General features: G+C 48.5%; 13 protein-coding genes, 1 pseudogene and 1 other annotated feature. Of the genes and pseudogenes, 12 read left to right on the forward strand and 2 right to left on the reverse strand.

Annotated features, from left to right (window positions below):
• Window positions 1–354: 354 nt before the first annotated feature.
• Window positions 355–837 (reverse strand): hypothetical protein, encoded by a 483-nt coding sequence (locus tag GKZ89_RS05950; protein WP_155111477.1) that lies wholly within the window; start codon window positions 835–837, stop codon window positions 355–357.
• A gap of 239 nt (window positions 838–1,076) precedes the next feature.
• Between GKZ89_RS05950 and hemA the strand changes: the two are divergent.
• The 8 genes and pseudogenes from hemA to ysxE form a co-directional block, all read left to right on the forward strand.
• Window positions 1,077–2,339, forward strand: a pseudogene (gene hemA / locus GKZ89_RS05955) (glutamyl-tRNA reductase); the annotation flags it as partial.
• A 105-nt stretch (window positions 2,340–2,444) separates the two neighbouring features.
• Window positions 2,445–3,275, forward strand: coding sequence for a cytochrome c biogenesis protein (locus GKZ89_RS05960; protein WP_155111479.1), 831 nt, complete (start codon window positions 2,445–2,447; stop codon window positions 3,273–3,275).
• 29 nt (window positions 3,276–3,304) lie between these two features.
• On the forward strand, window positions 3,305–4,237 hold the full coding sequence (gene hemC, locus GKZ89_RS05965) for a hydroxymethylbilane synthase (RefSeq protein ID WP_155111480.1): 933 nt from the start codon (window positions 3,305–3,307) through the stop codon (window positions 4,235–4,237).
• Window positions 4,234–4,998 carry a uroporphyrinogen-III synthase gene (locus GKZ89_RS05970; protein ID WP_155111481.1) on the forward strand — a complete coding sequence of 255 codons (765 nt, stop codon included), beginning with the start codon at window positions 4,234–4,236 and terminating at the stop codon, window positions 4,996–4,998. The genes hemC and GKZ89_RS05970 overlap by 4 nt, the downstream gene beginning before the upstream one ends.
• A 2-nt stretch (window positions 4,999–5,000) precedes the next feature.
• The gene (hemB, locus tag GKZ89_RS05975; protein WP_155111482.1) at window positions 5,001–5,978 is read left to right on the forward strand and encodes a porphobilinogen synthase; all 978 of its coding nucleotides are present in this window, start codon (window positions 5,001–5,003) and stop codon (window positions 5,976–5,978) included.
• 26 nt (window positions 5,979–6,004) lie between these two features.
• Window positions 6,005–7,291, forward strand: a complete 1,287-nt coding sequence (hemL, locus tag GKZ89_RS05980; protein ID WP_155111483.1) for a glutamate-1-semialdehyde 2,1-aminomutase — start codon at window positions 6,005–6,007, stop codon at window positions 7,289–7,291.
• A 441-nt stretch (window positions 7,292–7,732) separates the two neighbouring features.
• Entirely contained in the window at window positions 7,733–8,719 is a 987-nt protein-coding gene (gene spoVID / locus GKZ89_RS05985; RefSeq protein WP_155111484.1) for a stage VI sporulation protein D, read from the forward strand.
• Window positions 8,720–8,783: 64 nt separating this feature from the next.
• Complete coding sequence (gene ysxE / locus GKZ89_RS05990) at window positions 8,784–9,800, forward strand: spore coat protein YsxE (RefSeq protein WP_155111485.1); 1,017 nt, start codon at window positions 8,784–8,786, stop codon at window positions 9,798–9,800.
• Between the two features lie 19 nt (window positions 9,801–9,819).
• Here ysxE and GKZ89_RS05995 read toward each other — a convergent pair whose 3' ends face one another.
• Window positions 9,820–10,011: a hypothetical protein gene (locus tag GKZ89_RS05995; protein ID WP_155111486.1), complete on the reverse strand. Its 192-nt coding sequence runs from the start codon at window positions 10,009–10,011 to the stop codon at window positions 9,820–9,822.
• A gap of 162 nt (window positions 10,012–10,173) precedes the next feature.
• Window positions 10,174–10,407 (forward strand) — a binding site (T-box leader).
• A gap of 46 nt (window positions 10,408–10,453) precedes the next feature.
• Between GKZ89_RS05995 and GKZ89_RS06000 the strand changes: the two genes are divergently transcribed.
• The 4 genes from GKZ89_RS06000 to GKZ89_RS06015 all read left to right on the forward strand — a co-directional run bounded on the left by GKZ89_RS06000 (window position 10,454) and on the right by GKZ89_RS06015 (window position 18,166).
• Complete coding sequence (locus GKZ89_RS06000) at window positions 10,454–13,096, forward strand: valine--tRNA ligase (protein ID WP_155111487.1); 2,643 nt, start codon at window positions 10,454–10,456, stop codon at window positions 13,094–13,096.
• Window positions 13,097–13,243: 147 nt separating this feature from the next.
• Window positions 13,244–14,545, forward strand: a complete 1,302-nt coding sequence (locus tag GKZ89_RS06005; protein WP_155111488.1) for a bifunctional folylpolyglutamate synthase/dihydrofolate synthase — start codon at window positions 13,244–13,246, stop codon at window positions 14,543–14,545.
• An 81-nt stretch (window positions 14,546–14,626) separates the two neighbouring features.
• Window positions 14,627–16,336: a sensor domain-containing diguanylate cyclase gene (locus GKZ89_RS06010; protein WP_155111489.1), complete on the forward strand. Its 1,710-nt coding sequence runs from the start codon at window positions 14,627–14,629 to the stop codon at window positions 16,334–16,336.
• A gap of 150 nt (window positions 16,337–16,486) precedes the next feature.
• On the forward strand, window positions 16,487–18,166 hold the full coding sequence (locus tag GKZ89_RS06015) for a VWA domain-containing protein (RefSeq protein ID WP_155111490.1): 1,680 nt from the start codon (window positions 16,487–16,489) through the stop codon (window positions 18,164–18,166).
• Window positions 18,167–18,170 lie beyond the last annotated feature (4 nt).

Here is an 18,170-nt window from a genome sequence, read left to right on the forward strand (position 1 = left end):
CCACACGCTTTAAAGCAGCGGGGAACAGGCATCTATCCTCCCAGCCCTTGCTGTGCCAGCGTTTGACGGGAGGGGGGACGGAGGTTTAGTGCTTTAGCGAAAGTGGGGTCAGAGCACCACATGTTTCGTGTGGTAAGCAAAACAAGGTTAGAACACTTGTGTTAAGCAAAACAAGATCAGACCACCACAAATTTCGTGTGTTAAGTCAAAGCACCACAGGTCTAATGAGTTAATCAAAACAAAATCACCACCACCACATCTTACGCCCCTCTGCAAAAACAAGGCCAGAGCACCAAATGCCCTGACCCTGCTCATGCACAAAGAACACTAAATGTGCATTCCCTGCATAATCCCTCATTTTTTTCTAAATAATAACAATAAACCGGCAGCGATAAACAGGAACGGCCAGAAGTTCTCGATGGAGGAGATCCCTTGATCCAGCTGGCTGAAAGATGCGGTGATCTGCCTGAAATAGTGAAGGAACAAGCCTGCAAGCAGTACAGTGAGGCCTGCCGCATATCCGCTTTTCGCTTTGATCGAAGCGATCAGAAGCGAGGCGCCGATGATGATCGTGATTCCCGCCGGGTGACCGGGCCAGGCAGGGTTTTTGCCTGACATAAGAAAGTGGATGCCGAGCCCGGCAAGAATCAGGCCGGTCACAAGATATGTATCATCTTTGCCAATCAGGCTGTTTAATATAAAAACAGCTCCAAAGAGAAGGATGAGTCCCTGCCAGCTCTCCTGTCCGGGGAAGATGGCGATATTAAATTTCTGGAGTAAAAAATAGATGCCGATGGCTGTCAAAAAATAAGCCGGCAGTACGGAACGCTGTTTCATCTGTTACACCTCATTGAATAGATTCTCTTGAAAGAAAGCGCTTTTTTTGGTAATGTACTTGGTGGAATACATAATTAGACTGTACTTTTCCTTTCATACTCTTTTCACATTTTAACAAAAGAACACATTTCTATCATGTTATAATATAAATTAGAGCGTATGTAAATGATTAGACAAAGAATGATTTTTACTTTAGAATAATTATTGTTAGTAAGAGCGGAAGGGGGTATGAATAAAGAATGCATATTTTATCTGTTGGCATCAATCATAAGACTGCCCCTGTTGATATACGGGAAAAGCTCAGCTTCGATCCAGCAGAGCTCGGACCGGCAATGGCTAAACTTAAAACGCAGAAAAGCGTTCTTGAAAATATAATCGTGTCTACTTGCAACCGGACTGAAATCTATGCAGTAGTGGACCAGCTTCATACAGGCAGATACTATCTGAAGGCGTTTCTATCTGAATGGTTCTCCCTTGAGATGGAACAATTTGCTCCGTTTTTAACGTTTTACGAGAACGATGGAGCCGTCGATCATCTATTCCGTGTCTCCTGCGGGCTCGACAGTATGATTGTCGGTGAAACGCAGATTCTAGGCCAGGTGCGTACAAGCTTCCTGCAGGGACAGGAGCTGGAAACGACGGGTACAGTCTTCAACTACTTGTTTAAAGAGGCCGTTACGCTTGCGAAGCGGGCCCATTCCGAAACAGAAATTGCAAGCCATGCTGTCTCTGTAAGCTATGCCGCAGTTCAGCTTGCAAAAAAAATCTTCGGAAGACTGTCTTCCAAGCACGTATTGATTTTAGGAGCAGGAAAGATGAGCGAACTCGCTGCCCAGAATCTTCATGGCAATGGAGTCAGCAAGGTGACGGTCGTGAACCGGACGCTTCAAAAGGCTGAACAGCTTGCCGGCCGTTTCAGCGGCAGGGCACTTGCAATGAACCAGCTTGAAGAAGCCCTTCTGGAAGCTGATATCGTCATCAGTTCAACAGGCTCAAAGGATTTTATCGTGACGAAGGATATGATGGCAGAGGTGGAAAAACACCGCAAAGGGAATCCTTTGTTTATGGTGGATATCGCTGTACCGAGGGACCTTGATCCCGAAATCGCAACCCTTGAGAGCATCTTTTTGTACGACATCGATGATCTTGAAGGAATTGTCGAGGCAAATATTAAAGAGCGCGAGGCTGCTGCGGAGCGTGTCGGTGTCATGATCGAGCTTGAAATCGTGCAGTTCAAGCAGTGGCTGAATACATTGGGAGTCGTTCCCGTTATTACAGCTCTCCGTGATAAAGCTCTATCCATTCAGGCTGAAACGATGCAGAGCATCGAACGGAAACTGCCGGAGCTTTCAGAGCGTGAGATCAAGCTGTTGAACAAGCATACGAAAAGCATCATCAATCAGCTTCTGCGCGACCCGATCCTGAAGGTAAAAGAGCTTGCCGCAGAACCTGGCGGTGAAGATTCACTTGAGCTGTTTGCCGATATATTCAACATCAGCGAACAGGTCAGACAGAACAAGGATAGCCAACACGGCCATGAGTATGAATCTGCACCGGAGAATGTGCAGCGTGTTTCTTACCCATCCTACTAGAAAGGATATGGCTTTATGACTGGGCTGGACCTGAACCGCCTGAATGAAGCGGCGGTCATTGTTTATGCATGCTGCATTCTTTTCTATTTTATCGATTTTGTTCATACGGACCGGAAGGCAAGCAGGATTGCCTTCTGGTTGCTTTCTATTGTTTGGCTTCTGCAAACAATTTTTTTGTTTTATGAAATGGCTGTATACGGGACGTTTCCGATCCTGAATATTGCAGAAGGCCTTTATTTTTACACGTGGGTGCTGGTAACGATCTCGCTCATTTTGAACTGGCTGAAGAAAGCAGATTTTATTCCTTTCTTTTTGAGTATCGTCGGGTTTGCCATGCTTGCCCTCCACACGTTTGCTTTATCCGGAAAGCAGTCGGGCCAGCTGTCTGAGCAGCTGATTTCGGAGCTGTCCATCATCCATATCACGATGGCTATCCTGTCTTATGGAGCCTTTACATTAAGCTTTGTTTTCTCCATGCTTTATTTGCTTCAATACCGGTTGCTTAAGAAAAAGCGGTGGGGGAAAAGGCTGATCCGCATTAATGATCTGTCCACACTGGATCACATTGCGTACCTGCTGAATGTTACAGGGGTGCCGATGCTGCTCCTGAGCCTGATCCTGGGTTCTATCTGGGCTTATATTAAGCTGCCGGACTTCCAATGGTATGACCCGAAGGTAACCGGTTCATTCGGGGTCATAATCGTGTATAGCATGTACTTATATAGTAAGATTGTCAAAAATCAGCAGGGGAAGCCGATCGCCCTTTGGAACGCGGCTGCATTCCTTATTCTGCTGATCAACTTTTTCCTGTTTGGAAGTTTGTCCCGTTTCCATGAATACTCATAGATTGCGGGGATGAGATTGGGAGGATAAGCATGAGAAAAATTAAGATTGGATCCAGAAAAAGCAAGCTTGCCCTAACCCAGACGAATTGGTTTATCCAGCAGCTGAAGGACCTGGGTCTGCCTTACGAGTTTGAGGTCAAGGAGATCGTGACAAAAGGGGATAAAATTCTCGATGTCACCCTTTCAAAAGTGGGCGGAAAGGGCTTGTTCGTGAAGGAAATCGAACAGGCGATGTTTGACGGCGAGATTGACATGGCCGTTCACAGCATGAAGGATATGCCGGCAGAGCTTCCGGAAGGTTTGGTGATCGGATGCACGCCTAACCGGGAAGATGTGAGGGATGCCCTCATTACAAAAGGACACCGGAAGCTTTCTGAACTTCCGGCGGGCTCTGTCATTGGAACAAGCAGCCTGAGAAGAAGTGCGCAGATTCTGTCACTCCGGCCGGATCTTGAAATCAAATGGATCCGGGGGAACATTGATACCCGTCTTGCCAAGCTTGATACGGAAGAGTACGATGCCATTGTTCTTGCCGCAGCCGGTCTTGCCAGAATGGGATGGACCAGGGAAGTGGTAACGGAGTATTTAGAGCCGGAGCAGTGCCTGCCGGCTGTCGGGCAAGGGGCGCTCGCCATCGAATGCCGTGCGGATGATACAGAGCTTCTGCAGATTCTTGCTAAGATAAATGAACCGGCCACAGAAAAGACGGTAAAAGCGGAAAGAGCCTTTTTGAAAGATATGGAAGGCGGCTGCCAGGTGCCGATTGCCGGCTATGCCGTTTTGCATGAAAATGAAATTGAACTGACCGGCCTGGTCGCTGAGCCTGACGGTACAGCGGTTTACCGCCACACGATGAGGGGAACAGATCCTGAAGCGTTAGGCAAAAGTGTTGCCCGAGAGCTCACGGAGCAAGGAGCTAAAGAGCTCATTTCCCGCATCAGCAGGGAGCTCGATCCATCATGAACGATAAGAAGCCGCTTGAAGGGAAAAGGATCTTGGTAACAAGAGAGCGAAGCCAGGCGGCTTCTTTCGTGCGTCTGCTTGAACAAAACGGCGCCGTTCCGGTCATATGCCCAATGATTGAATTCAGGCCGGCCGGAAATGAACAAACTATTTTAAACGTGCTTGGCCGTCTGGACGCCTATGACTGGCTCATTTTCACAAGCGCCAACGGTGTACGGTACTTTGAAGCATTTATGAAGCAAGGGCGTTTTTCGGTTCCGGAAAAAATCCGGACGGCTGCGGTCGGTGTTAAAACTGCCGAATGCCTCGAAGCAATCGCCATCAAACCAGACATCATACCCGATAAATTTTCAGGCGAACAGCTGGCAGAAAAGCTTGCAGGAGCTGTGAAGAAGGGTGAGCGTGTTTTAATCATACGCGGAAACCTGTCCAGGCAGGCTGTTTACAAGAAGTTGAATGACATTCAGATCGCTGCAGAAGAACTGGTCCTTTATGAAAATAAACCGGTCCGCGGCAATGAGCAGGAGCGTACTAAACTCCTGCTGGATGCGGATTACATCACATTCACAAGCCCTTCCATCGCCGAAGCCTGCCTGAAGCTTCTGGAGGAAGCAGAAGCGCCGTTCCCGGTTTTTGCGTGCATTGGAGACGTAACAGCTGAAACGGTCAGAAAATACGGGTATGATGGGCTTATAGCCCGTCCTTTCACTGGAGAAGGACTCGTACAGGCCATGATTGCCCATGCAAACAAGGAGGAATAGAAATGGATTTGCAATTTGCCAGACACCGCAGACTTCGCTCAAGCGAAGGGATGCGCGCGATGATCCGCGAGACGTTTTTGCGTCCGGAGGATTTCATTTACCCGATATTTGTTGTAGAAGGAGAAAACAAACGGAACGCGGTAGCGTCCATGCCCGGAGTGGAACAGGTTTCCCTAGACCACCTGAACTCTGAAATGCAGGAGCTCGTGGATCTGGGTATCCGCTCTGTTATTGTTTTCGGCGTACCCGGAAATAAAGATGCTGTCGGCTCAGAGGCTTACCATGATCACGGGATTGTTCAAAAAGCGATTCGTCAAATCAAAGAGAATTTCCCTCAGCTCGTAGTCGTCGCGGACACGTGCTTATGCCAGTATACGGACCATGGCCACTGCGGAGTGATCGACAACGGGAAGATCCTGAATGACCCGACCCTTGACCTGCTCGCCCGCACTGCTGTCAGCCAGGCCAAAGCAGGGGCGGATATCATCGCACCTTCCAATATGATGGATGGATTTGTTGCCGCAATCCGCAAAGGACTGGATGAAAACGGCTTTGAGGACGTACCGGTGATGTCCTATGCCGTTAAATACGCCAGTGCTTTCTACGGCCCGTTCCGCGATGCCGCCCACAGCACCCCGCAGTTCGGAGACCGGAAAACGTACCAGATGGATCCTGCCAACCGTGCTGAGGCAATGAGAGAGGCAGAATCAGATGTCCTTGAAGGCGCTGATTTCCTCATCGTAAAGCCGGCACTATCCTATCTGGATATTATGCGGGACGTGAAAAACAGCTTCAACCTTCCGATTGTAGCCTACAATGTAAGCGGAGAATACTCCATGATCAAGGCCGCTGCGCAAAACGGTTGGGTCGACGAGCGCGCCATCGTTCTTGAAAAATTAACGAGCATGAAGCGGGCCGGAGCCGATCTGATTATTACGTATCACGCAAAGGATGCAGCTCGCTGGCTGAAGGAGCAGTAAAACGATAAAGATAGGGGCGATTGCAAATGAGAAGCTATGAAAAATCGAAGCAGGCATTTAAAGAAGCGCAGCAGCTGATGCCGGGCGGCGTAAACAGTCCGGTTCGCGCTTTTAAATCTGTTCACCTTGATCCGATTTTTATGGAGCGGGGAAAAGGGTCCAAAATCTATGATATCGACGGCAACGAATACATCGATTATGTTTTATCATGGGGGCCGCTGATCCATGGCCACACGAACGATCAGGTAGTCGAAGCGATTAAAAAAGTGACGGAATCCGGGACGAGCTTCGGGGCTCCTACTCTTGTCGAGAATGAACTCGCTAAGCTTGTCATTGACAGAGTGCCTTCTATTGAAATCGTGCGGATGGTAAGCTCCGGAACAGAAGCGACAATGAGTGCTCTCCGCCTGGCAAGAGGCTACACCGGCCGGAACAAAATTGTGAAATTTGAAGGCTGCTATCACGGACATGGAGATTCTCTGCTGATCAAAGCAGGCTCAGGCGTTGCCACTCTAGGACTTCCCGATAGCCCCGGGGTGCCTGAAGGAGTCGCTAAAAATACCATTACCGTGCCATACAATGACCTGGAAAGCATCCAGGCTGCGTTTAAAGAATTCGGTGAAGACATTGCCGGAGTCATCGTTGAGCCTGTAGCGGGCAACATGGGAGTCGTGCCGCCGCAGCCGGGCTTCCTGGAAGGCCTGCGTGAAGTGACGGAGCAATACGGTTCCCTCCTGATTTTTGATGAGGTTATGACCGGCTTCCGCGTAGACTATCAATGTGCCCAGGGCTACTTCGGTGTCACCCCGGATCTGACTTGCCTCGGCAAAGTCATCGGCGGCGGTCTTCCTGTCGGCGCCTACGGAGGCAAAGCGGAAATTATGGAACAAATTGCGCCGAGCGGTCCAATCTACCAGGCAGGAACGCTCTCCGGCAACCCGCTCGCCATGACAGCCGGCCTGGAAACCCTTCGCCAGCTGACTCCTGAAAGCTATCAGGAGTTTTCCAGAAAAGCAGATCTGCTTGAAACAGGACTGTCAGAAGCAGCTGTTAAGCATGGGGTCCCGCATACGATTAACCGTGCCGGCTCCATGATCGGACTCTTCTTTACAAATGAGCCGGTCATCAATTATGAAACAGCCAAAAAATCAGACCTCGAATTCTTCGCCGGCTATTACAGAGAAATGGCAAACGAGGGCGTGTTTCTGCCGCCATCCCAATTCGAAGGACTGTTCCTTTCCACCGCTCATACGGATGAGGACATCCAAGCGACTGTTGCTGCGGCCGAAAAAGCGTTCAGCCGATTGAAATAAGGAAAAACCGCCCGCTGGAGGGCGGTTTTTTTGTATGGAGATTGGAGGTGACGGGGTTTTAACGGCGGGGTCAGTCCCGCTCTGCTTTAACGCAAGCGGGGACAGAGACTTGCTGCTGTAACCCCTTTAGTAGCAAGGGTTTGCAGAGATGGTGCCGGAGCTTTAGTACGGTAGAGAAAGTGGGGACTGGCACGGTGCCAGTCCCCTGCTGCTTTAACGGAGCGGGGGACGGAGGCTTGAGTCTGTGAACCCGTTTATACCAAGGAATCGCAGAGTCGGTGCCGGAGCTTTAGTGCTTTATCAGAGCGGGGGACTGACCCCGCTCTATCCAATTAGCTGTGCCTTGACCCCATTTCCAGCCCGGAGCCTAACCTCAAAGTTCTTTTTCGCCTCGTTCGTTCATAAATTAGGAGTGTCAGTCTTATGAAAGGGGGAAACAGCTTGACACAGGATGCTGCGTTGCATTTTTCTGTTGAAGAGTCTGTGTGGTTCCAAAAGGGACAGGAAGTATTTGAACTTCTATCGATTTCTCTGGATCCGAATATAGCAATCGAAGAGCACGATCAATATGTTTCCATTAGAGGGGCGCTTCAGCTTACGGGTGAGTACCGTCCGGTGCTGAATCCGGAGGCGGAGAGCGAGGAGTTTGAGTTTTCGGCAGCAAGGTTTGTGCAGGAGGTCACGGTCCGCGAGGATGGAACCCATGAGCTGATTCACCGTTTTCCGGTGGATATCACGATTCCGAAAAACCGGATTGAGAGGCTGGAGGAAGTGTTTGTCTCGATTGATTCGTTCGATTACGATCTGCCGGAGACGAAGTGTCTGAAGCTTTATGCCGATCTGTCCATTACGGGAATCGGTGAGAGCAGGGAGTATGGGAACGTCCAGGCCATCGAAGAGGTGCAGGCGTACGAGGCGGAAGCGCGTGCAGAGGAGCAGCAGGAAGAAGGCGGCTTCGAGGAAGAAGCGGCCCGCTCTGAAGAGGAAAAAGAAGAGGCCTTTGAAGAGCTGTATGCTTTCAGGGGAGAAGAACAGGCGGTTCTGTACGAAGAAGAAGCAGAAGCTGAATACCCGGAAATCGAGATAGAGGTACGCAGGCAGGCGCATGAAATTGAAGAGATCCAGCCTCTTTATGCAGAGAAACAGAAGCAGGCACCTGCAGCGGAGCAGCGGTCTGAACGGAATGAGCAGCAGCAGGCGCAGGCCGAGAACTCTTTGCTGCTGACGAAACTGTTCGGACGGGAGGATGAGGAAGAGCAGGCTAAGCTGAAAATCTGCATCGTCCAGCAGGGAGATACGATCGATGCGATTTGCGAACGGTATGCCGTGACGTCACAGCAGCTGATCCGGGTCAACCATCTGGCAGCGGACAAAGAGGTATATGAAGGACAGACGCTTTATATTCCGCAATACGCCGCCAGCAAATAACCATTTGAAAAAGCTGAGGCAGCTCAGCTTTTTTCCATGACATATTGAATAGCGGGGAATTTGTATGGAGGATTTTCAAGCAATCCTGGATCAGTATCAAGTCAAACTTGAATTTGCCGAGCAGCATAGTCCGAGGCTGGTAAAGGTGTATTCACCTCAGGGAACGTTCGGGTTAAAGTCTTTAAGGAATTCAAGGACGAAGGATTTTGCGGAGCGGGTCCGATCGGTATATGAAAACGGCTATACCCATCTTGTGCCGATTTACCGGAATGTGTACGGATCGCTCGTAACAGCAGGAAAAGAGAGCTATTATTATCTCATGCCATGGCTTCCGGATTCGCAGGCTGATGAACGCAGCGCCAGACACGATTACTTATTTAAAGAGGCGGCGAGTCTGCACCGCCAGACCGTTCAGGAGATCAAGCTGCAGGGCGGAGAAGCGGAAGCGGGCTTTGAGGCCATGAAAAAGAAATGGGAAGACCAGAAGAATGCGTATGAGGCTTATGTAGAGCAGTGTGAGAAGCAATGGTATCTGTCGCCGTTCGAGCTGCAGGCTGTCACGTATTTTACGGAAACAGCACGAGCAACAGACTTTGCCATTGAGAAGCTTGAAGAATGGAATGAAGCGATGAAGGAGCAGGAGACGGTCCGGACCGCTTTTAACCATGGCAGTCTGTCTGTCCAGCATGTGGTGTATGACTCAAGCGAGAAAAGCTACCTGCTGAATTTTGAAAAAGCACACCGTGCTCCGCCTATGAATGATTTGCTGCAGTTTTTTAACAAAACGTTCCGCACCTACCCGATCCGCTGTGAAGAATGTGTAGACTGGTTTTATACGTATCAGAAGAACTTCCCGTTCAGAAAAGAGGAAATGCCGCTCTTTATCAGCTATCTCGCTTATCCTGAAGCGGTCTACCGGATCGTACTCTCTCCGGACCATCAGAACAATAAAGGCTCGCAGCTCCAAAAGAACCGGGAGCTGATCAAAGCATACTGGTACTTTAAAAACAACGAGTACTTTGTGATGAGGCTCGTGGACATCGAAAATAAGAAAAAGGCTGAAGCGCAGGCAGAGGGATGATTTCATTCCTCTTTTTGCGTTACAGCCATTCCATATGAAAGGACAGGGCCAGAAAAATCAGAGCAGCAAGCAAAATGACGTCAAAGGCGGTCGGGAAGATTAACGTCCGGACACCCTGGAAAATCGTCAGCGGGATAATAAACTGGACCGCTGTTACCCTTAACTCCTTCACCCAAGGCGGAACGGAATAGGAGCTGAATCTTTTTCTCAATGTGCATCACCTCTGAATGTAGTGGAGCCTAACGTATAATCAATGTATGAACAGAACCGCTGCTTGTGCATGGGAGGTATAATTTAATAAAAATAGGGGGAAGATGTTGACGGAAAAAACATTTTTATAATACTATTATGAGTAGATGCGAAACTGAATATGCTAAAAGCTTTGAAAGGGAAGAGTACAGGCTTGCCGCGCCAAAAGAGAGGGAGATCATCAGCTGAAAGATTTCCCGGGAAAGCGGAACTGGAAGGTCGCCCTTGAGCAGTTTTTCTGAACTCCTTTAGTAGGAAAAGCCGGCGCAGGCCGTTAAAACAGTTAAGAGCACAGGGATATGCTTTATTTCCTGTGAAAAAAGGTGGTACCGCGAAATCAGCTCCTTTCGTCCTTTTGGATGGGAGGAGTTTTTATTTTGGCTATAAATAGGAGGAACCCGAGAATGAATGAGCAGCAGCATAACCTGCCGACTAAATACGACCCGAGTGCAGTAGAACAGAACCGCTACCAGTTCTGGCTGGACGGAAAATATTTTGAAGCAGAGAACGACCAGGAAAAACAGCCGTACACGATTGTCATCCCGCCGCCGAACGTAACCGGAAAGCTTCATTTGGGGCATGCATGGGATACAACGCTTCAGGATATCCTGACGCGGATGAAACGGATGCAGGGATATGATGTTCTTTGGCTTCCGGGCATGGACCATGCAGGGATTGCCACCCAGGCGAAGGTGGAAGGAAAGCTGAAAGAAGAAGGAAAGTCCCGTTATGATCTTGGCCGTGAGGCGTTCGTTGAAGAAACGTGGAAGTGGAAGGAAGAATATGCGTCTCATATCCGGGAGCAGTGGTCGAAGCTTGGCCTTGGGCTGGACTATTCCCGTGAACGCTTTACTCTTGATGAAGGTCTTTCCAAGGCGGTACGTGAAGTGTTTGTAACGCTTTATAATAAAGGACTGATCTACCGCGGGGAATACATCATCAACTGGGATCCGGCAACTAAAACGGCTCTTTCTGATATCGAGGTCATTTATAAAGATGTACAGGGAGCGTTTTATCACATGCGTTATCCTCTTGCAGACGGAAGCGGGCACATTGAAATCGCCACGACACGTCCTGAGACCATGCTTGGGGATACAGCAGTTGCGGTTCACCCTGAGGATGAGCGCTATAAGCACCTGATCGGCAAGATGGTCACTCTTCCGATCACCGGCAGAGAGATTCCGATCGTAGGCGATGATTATGTGGATATGGAGTTTGGATCAGGCGCTGTAAAAATTACACCGGCCCATGACCCGAATGACTTTGAAATCGGCAACCGCCATGATCTTCAGCGCATTCTTGTAATGAATGAAGACGGAACGATGAATGACAAGGCCGGGAAATATGAAGGCATGGACCGTTTTGACTGCCGCAAGCAGCTTGTCAAGGACCTCCAGGAGGAGGGTGTTCTTTTCAAAATTGAAGATCATCTTCATTCAGTGGGACACAGTGAGCGCAGCGGGGCAGTAGTGGAGCCTTACCTGTCTACCCAGTGGTTCGTTAAAATGCAGCCGCTCGCCGATGCAGCAGTCGAACTGCAGCGGTCCGGAGAAAAAGTGAACTTTGTGCCCGAGCGCTTTGAAAAAACGTACTTGCACTGGATGGACAACATCCGCGACTGGTGCATCTCCAGACAGCTTTGGTGGGGCCACCGTATACCGGCATGGTATCATAACGAAACCGGTGAAGTGCACGTCGGGCATGAGCCGCCGCTCGACCCGGAGAACTGGAAACAGGATGAAGATGTGCTGGATACGTGGTTCAGTTCAGCACTATGGCCGTTCTCTACGATGGGCTGGCCGGATGAGGAATCGATTGATTATCAGCGCTTCTATCCGACCGATGTACTCGTAACAGGCTATGATATCATCTTCTTCTGGGTTTCACGGATGATTTTCCAGGGTCTTGAATTTACCGGGAAGCGCCCGTTCAATGACGTTCTGATCCATGGACTGGTGAGAGACGAGCAGGGACGCAAAATGAGCAAGTCACTAGGAAACGGCGTCGATCCGATGGAAGTGATCGAACAGTACGGTGCCGATGCCCTGCGCTACTTCCTTGCGACAGGTAGCTCACCTGGACAGGATTTGCGCTTTAGCTTTGAAAAAGTGGAGTCTACGTGGAACTTCGCCAATAAAATCTGGAACGCATCCCGATTCGCACTGATGAACATGGACGGTCTTAAATACGAAGATATTGACCTGAGCGGGAAAAAATCCGTTGCGGATGAATGGATCCTGACCAGACTGAACGAAACGATCGAACAGGTGACAAAGCTTGCCGACCGCTACGAGTTCGGCGAAGTCGGCCGTGTGCTGTACAACTTTATCTGGGATGATTTCTGTGACTGGTACATTGAGATGGCAAAAATTCCGCTGTATGGCGAGGACGAAGCAGCTAAACATACGACCCGTTCCATTCTTGCCTATGTTCTTGACCAGACATTGAGACTGCTGCACCCGATCATGCCGTTCATCACCGAAGAAATCTGGCAGAGCCTTCCTCACGAGGGAGAATCGATTACAGTAGCAAAATGGCCGGAAGTGAACGAGAAGCACACCAATGAACAGGCTGCAGCGGACATGAAGCTGCTCGTTGAAATGATCCGTTCTGTCCGGAACATCCGTGCAGAAGTAAACACGCCGATGAGCAAGCAGATCACGCTGAAAATCAAAACGAAGAATGAAGAAATCGCCGCACGTCTTGAAAGCAACCGTTCTTATCTGGAGCGATTCTGCAACCCTAGCTCTCTTGAGATCGGCACAGACCTTGCTGCGGATGACAAAGCGATGACCGCAGTCGTTTCAGGGGCGGAACTGATCCTGCCGCTTGAAGGACTGATCAACATGGAGGAAGAAATTAAACGCCTCGAAAAAGAGCTGGATAAGTGGAAGAAGGAAGTAGACCGTGTGCAGAAAAAGCTCAGCAATGAAGGGTTTGTAAAGAAAGCACCTGAGAAGGTCATTGAAGAGGAACGCGCAAAAGAAAAAGAGTATACGGAAAAATACAACTCGGTCCTTTCAAGAATAGATGAACTGAAAGGCTGATTGGTTTTGGGTGGTCACAAACGTGATCACCTGCTTTTTTATTCGCTTTGCTAAAGCGGGGTGCTGACGGAGCGGAAAGCAAACGCCTGCCGGCTGCAATCAGCATCCAAGTTTTACAGAACTTATACTAAAGGGAGGCAGACATACATGCTGCATACATATGAAGAAGCATTGCATTGGATTCACTCCCGGCTCCGCTTCGGAATCAAGCCGGGGCTTGAACGGATGCAGGGAATGATGGAGAAACTCGGAGATCCCCACCTGAACGTTCCCGTCATCCATGTTGCGGGGACAAACGGAAAAGGCTCGACCGTTTCCTACATGAGGTCCATGCTCAATGAAGCAGGGTACAAGGCTGGAACCTTTACCTCTCCTTATCTGGAATCCTTTAATGAACGGATCAGTATGGACGGCATGCCGGTCAGCAGTGCTGATCTTGTCAGCATAGCCAACAAAGTGAAGCCTGCAGCAGAGGCAGTTGAAGCGGAAACCGGAGAGGCTCCGACCGAATTTGAGATCATTACAGCGATGGCTTTTTATTATTTTGGAGAAGTGAACCGGCCGGATTTTCTGCTTCTGGAGGCCGGTCTCGGCGGCAGGCTGGATTCGACCAACATCACAGAGCCGGTGCTGTCTGTCATCACGAATATCGGCTATGACCATATGAATATCCTCGGATCATCTATTGAAGAAATCGCTTTTGAAAAAGCGGGCATCATCAAACAGGGCATCCCTGTCGTTACAGGTGCGGAAAAAGGGAAAGGCCTTCAGCAGATTAAGGAGAAAGCAGCAGAAAGGCAGTCAGAGATCTATGCCCTCGGTGCTGACTTTTTCATAACGAAAGCTGCTTCGAATGCGGAGGGGGAGCGCTTCTCCCTTGCCGGCACCTTCGGTAAATGGGACAATCTGCAGATCAGCATGTTCGGTGCACACCAGACCGGAAATGCCTCCCTTGCACTTGCTGCACTCTCTCTGATGGAGAAAAAGGGGCACCTTAAACTGGATAAGAAAGCAGCGGAAACGGGCCTTTTAAAAGCAGCCTGGAGCGGAAGGTATGAAATCTTCAGCCGCTCACCACGGATCATTCTCGATGGAGCCCACAATAAAGAAGGGGCGGCAAGCCTTGCGGATACGTTGAAAAGGCATGAAGCGGGCAGGAAAATCCATTTGCTGTTCACGGCCCTTGAGGACAAAGAATACAAAAGCATGCTGGACATTCTGGGGAAAGCGGCTGACTGCATGTATGTCACTCAATTTGATTTTCCAAGAGCAGCAGAAAGCGATGCCCTTTTTCAGGCATGCCAATCACCATGCAAATCCGCAGTCCCTGATTGGAAAGCCTTCCTGGATTCATTTCCTCTGCAGCTTAAAAAAGATGAGACACTTGTGATATGCGGTTCTCTTTACTTTGTGTCGGAAGCAAGGTCCCATTTAAAAGTTTTCGGGTAAAAAGACCTAAATAATTTACACAAACATCAGAAAATTTGCTAAAATATAGAATAATCAGGTATAGGGGAAGGGGGATTAGGTATGGCTAAGCGCAGGCAGATTATTCTATGGGCCGTTTGGGCGGTTGTTTCGCCAATTATTTTATATATGACCTATCAGATCTGGCCGCCCGAGCTCTCGGAAAATGCTTTCCGGGATTTCGGCCTCTTCCTCATACTTCTGTGTGCCGTTGCACTCATGCCGATTGTAGTGAATGGGACACCGGTCTTTTTTGTAGAAGGAGTGTCCCTTGCGGTCTTTTTATATTTCGGTATATTTGCAGAAATGGTGCTCGCCCAGCTCTCAATCATTGTACTGATGCTGAGGCTGCGGATCGGCTGGAAGGACCTTTACCGCTATCCGGTCAACTTCCTGATGTTCTTATTCATCTCCCTTATTAGCGGGGCCGTTTATGAATGGATGGGCGGGGCACACGGGCCGCAGAGCCTGTCTCTCATCTTTTTCGGCGAAGTATTCATCTATTTCCTCGTTTCCCTTACAGTCAATCAGTTTTTATTGAATAATATTGTCTGGAGATACATTTACAACCGAAAGTCCCCATTCTTTTCAAAGGATTTTATCTGGGAAGCTTTTGCTGCAAGCATTGTCTCTCTGTTCGGGGTGATTCTCTTCATCCTTTACAGCCAGATCGGCAATGTGGCCCTGGTTTATGCAGGCCTTCCCATCGTCCTGATCTCCGTCGTGCTGAATCACTATTATGCGGCGAAACTGATCAATGAACAGCTTCAGAAAGCAAGTGAAGTAGGCTATCAGCTGACAGAAAAACTCCACGTAAACGATGTATTGGACGTTTTTGTGGAGAAAATTGCAGACATTATCCAGGTGGACTACGCTTATATTGTGGATGTGATTGACGGAAAATCGTTAAAAGTGATCAGAAAAATGGAGAGCGGAAAGCAGCAGCAGAGTCCGGGTCATACAGTTCCGGTAAGTGAAGGAATAAGCGGGTTTGTCTTCGCAGCAAAAAAGAGCCTGCTCTACCATAAGCGGACGCAATGGGAGCATATGGGGATCTATATTCCGAAAGCTGCCCAAAGTCTGATGGCCTTTCCTGTTTTTCGCCATCAGAAGGTGGTTGGAGTGGTGATTCTCGCCTCTAATAAAAGAAGAAAATTTGAAAACCATCAGCTCATGCTCGTTAATCTTCTGATCGCCCATCTGGCAGTGGCCATTGAAAATGCACGCCATCACGAGCAGACAAGGGAACAGTCTGTGCGCTGCTCGCTGACCGGCCTCTACAATCACCGCTTCATGGAATCGGAGCTCGAGAGGGAGTTTGAGAGAATTCGGGAAGGAGACCTTTCCTGTCTTTCTTTTATCCTGTTTGATCTTGATCATTTTAAAAAGGTGAACGATACATACGGACATCAATCAGGAAATGAAGTCCTGATCCAGCTTGGACAGCGTTTAGAAGCTTTCATAGGGACGAAAGGCACAGCTGCCCGATACGGCGGGGAAGAATTTGTCGTCCTCCTCCCGGAAATGGAACGCAACCAGGCGTTAGCTCTCGCTGAAGGACTCCGCCATGAAATAGCATCCAAACCGTTCTGTATCGAACAGGATATGGTGAGCGGCAGCAGAAAGCAGATTTATGTCACTGCAAGCATCGGTCTTGCTACAGCCCCGGATGACGCCGATGATCCGCTATCCCTTGTTCGCCATGCCGACCGGGCCATGTACACTGGCGCCAAGCAGGCAGGCCGCAACAAAGTCGCCGGCTACTCAAAATAAAGAATCCAGCCTCAGGGCTGGATTTTTATTGTCGAAAAAATAACGCATATATGATAGGAGAAAAGTAGTATCTATTTCTATTAATTTGTTATAATGGTAAAGTCAAGACAAAGTATTGTACATTCTATGAGCCATTAGGAGGAGCACTAGATGATAAAAAGGATAACTGCCGCTTTATTGCTTATGTCGCTGCTGATTTCGTCATACTTTATTCCCGGTGAGCCTGCTGCGGCGGCCGAGGAAGATATTCGAATTGATTCGTCTGTTCGTGCGTCCTCTCAAAATATTAGAATGGTTCATGGGATTAATGCAGAGTCTATCTTGGATATCGAAGCCATACCGAAGGGGGAAGCGCCCAAAACAGAACGGCCTCCGATCGACGTGGTGTTCGTATTCGATAAATCAGGGTCGATGAATGACATCGTCCAGGGAAAAAGCAAACTGGAGCATGCTAAAGAAGCAATGGCAGCAGCACTGAAAATCTTTAATGAAAACAACAAGCCGAGAACAGTCAAAGACCGGTTCGCTTTCGTAGCATTTGATTCAGGCGTTAATCCGGACAACTCCCAGTTCACATTGAATTCAGATACTTCAGGGATTGCTTCAAAAGTGTCTGCCATTAAAGCAGAAGGCGGAACAAACTACACTAACTCTCTTGAAAAGGCGAGAATGATACTCGAGTCTGGTAAAGGTTCAGATGCCAGGAATCAGTACATTTTATTCATGACAGACGGCAAGCCGACCAATTCAGAAAAAACCGAGCAGACAAATAAAAGATACCTTGAATTAATAGAAGAAAATGAATACATCAGCAAGTACGGATACTATTGGTCTGGTTTAGGGAAGTATTGGTCAGGCAATGTGACAACTTTTAAAGACAAGACATACATGATTGGGGATTCCAATAACCGGACTGTCCAGATTTCAGGTGCGAAAAAAATGCACTTTGATACAAATCCGGGACGGAACTATATAATAGTGGAGCACAACGGCAAATATTATATTGAACGGAGTACCGCGTCTGCTGTGCAGGAGGAAATAAATAAGCACATTACGGACCAGGCAAAGGTTATTAAAGAAAAGAATATCATCCTGAATTCGATTGGGTTCGGGGAATCCTCGCAGGTCGATATGAAGCTGCTTGAAGACATTTCTTCACAGGCAAAAAATGCTACAGACGGAGGAATCGTTGAAATCTATCAGGAGCTGTCTAAAAAATGGTCTTCACCGACCCCTATTTTGTCAGACGTTCAGATTCAATTTAACCTTCCGGATGGGGCAGTTTTAAGAAATGCTGCTGATGCAGTTTTATTAAAAAACGGAAAATATAAAATCAGCCTGCCTGACGTGTTATACAATCCGCTGCCAGCGTTCCAGGATCCTAAAATGAAGGATCCGAGAAAATATACTGCACAGCTCCCGATTGTTTTTACGAAGCCGGGAGAGTATACGATAAATATGGAAGTGGTCTATACAAAGGACAATGCGGAGTTTAAAAAACCAATTGCTCCTGTAACCGTAAAGGTGGAAGAAGTGAAACTGGAAAAAGCGGTGTTTAAACCGATTGAGGTCAAAGTAGGAGAAACCGTTGTACTGAATGACAAAATCGAATATTTTCCTGCGGATGCAACGTACAGAGAGATACGCCAAATGCAAAAAGGACCATCCAACGCTTTTGAATTAACCTTTGAAAACGGGCAATTTAAAGCGAAAGGAATTAATCCTGGCTTCAACACAATCCAGGCAACGGTCGTAAGCGGAAGCGAACAAATCACAGCAAATGGAACAATCCAGGTTGTTTCCTCAGGAAATGATCAGCTTAAATGGTAACAAA

This window comes from Metabacillus mangrovi, assembly GCF_009711125.1.
GTDB classification, from domain to species: Bacteria; Bacillota; Bacilli; order Bacillales; family Bacillaceae; genus Metabacillus_B; species Metabacillus_B mangrovi.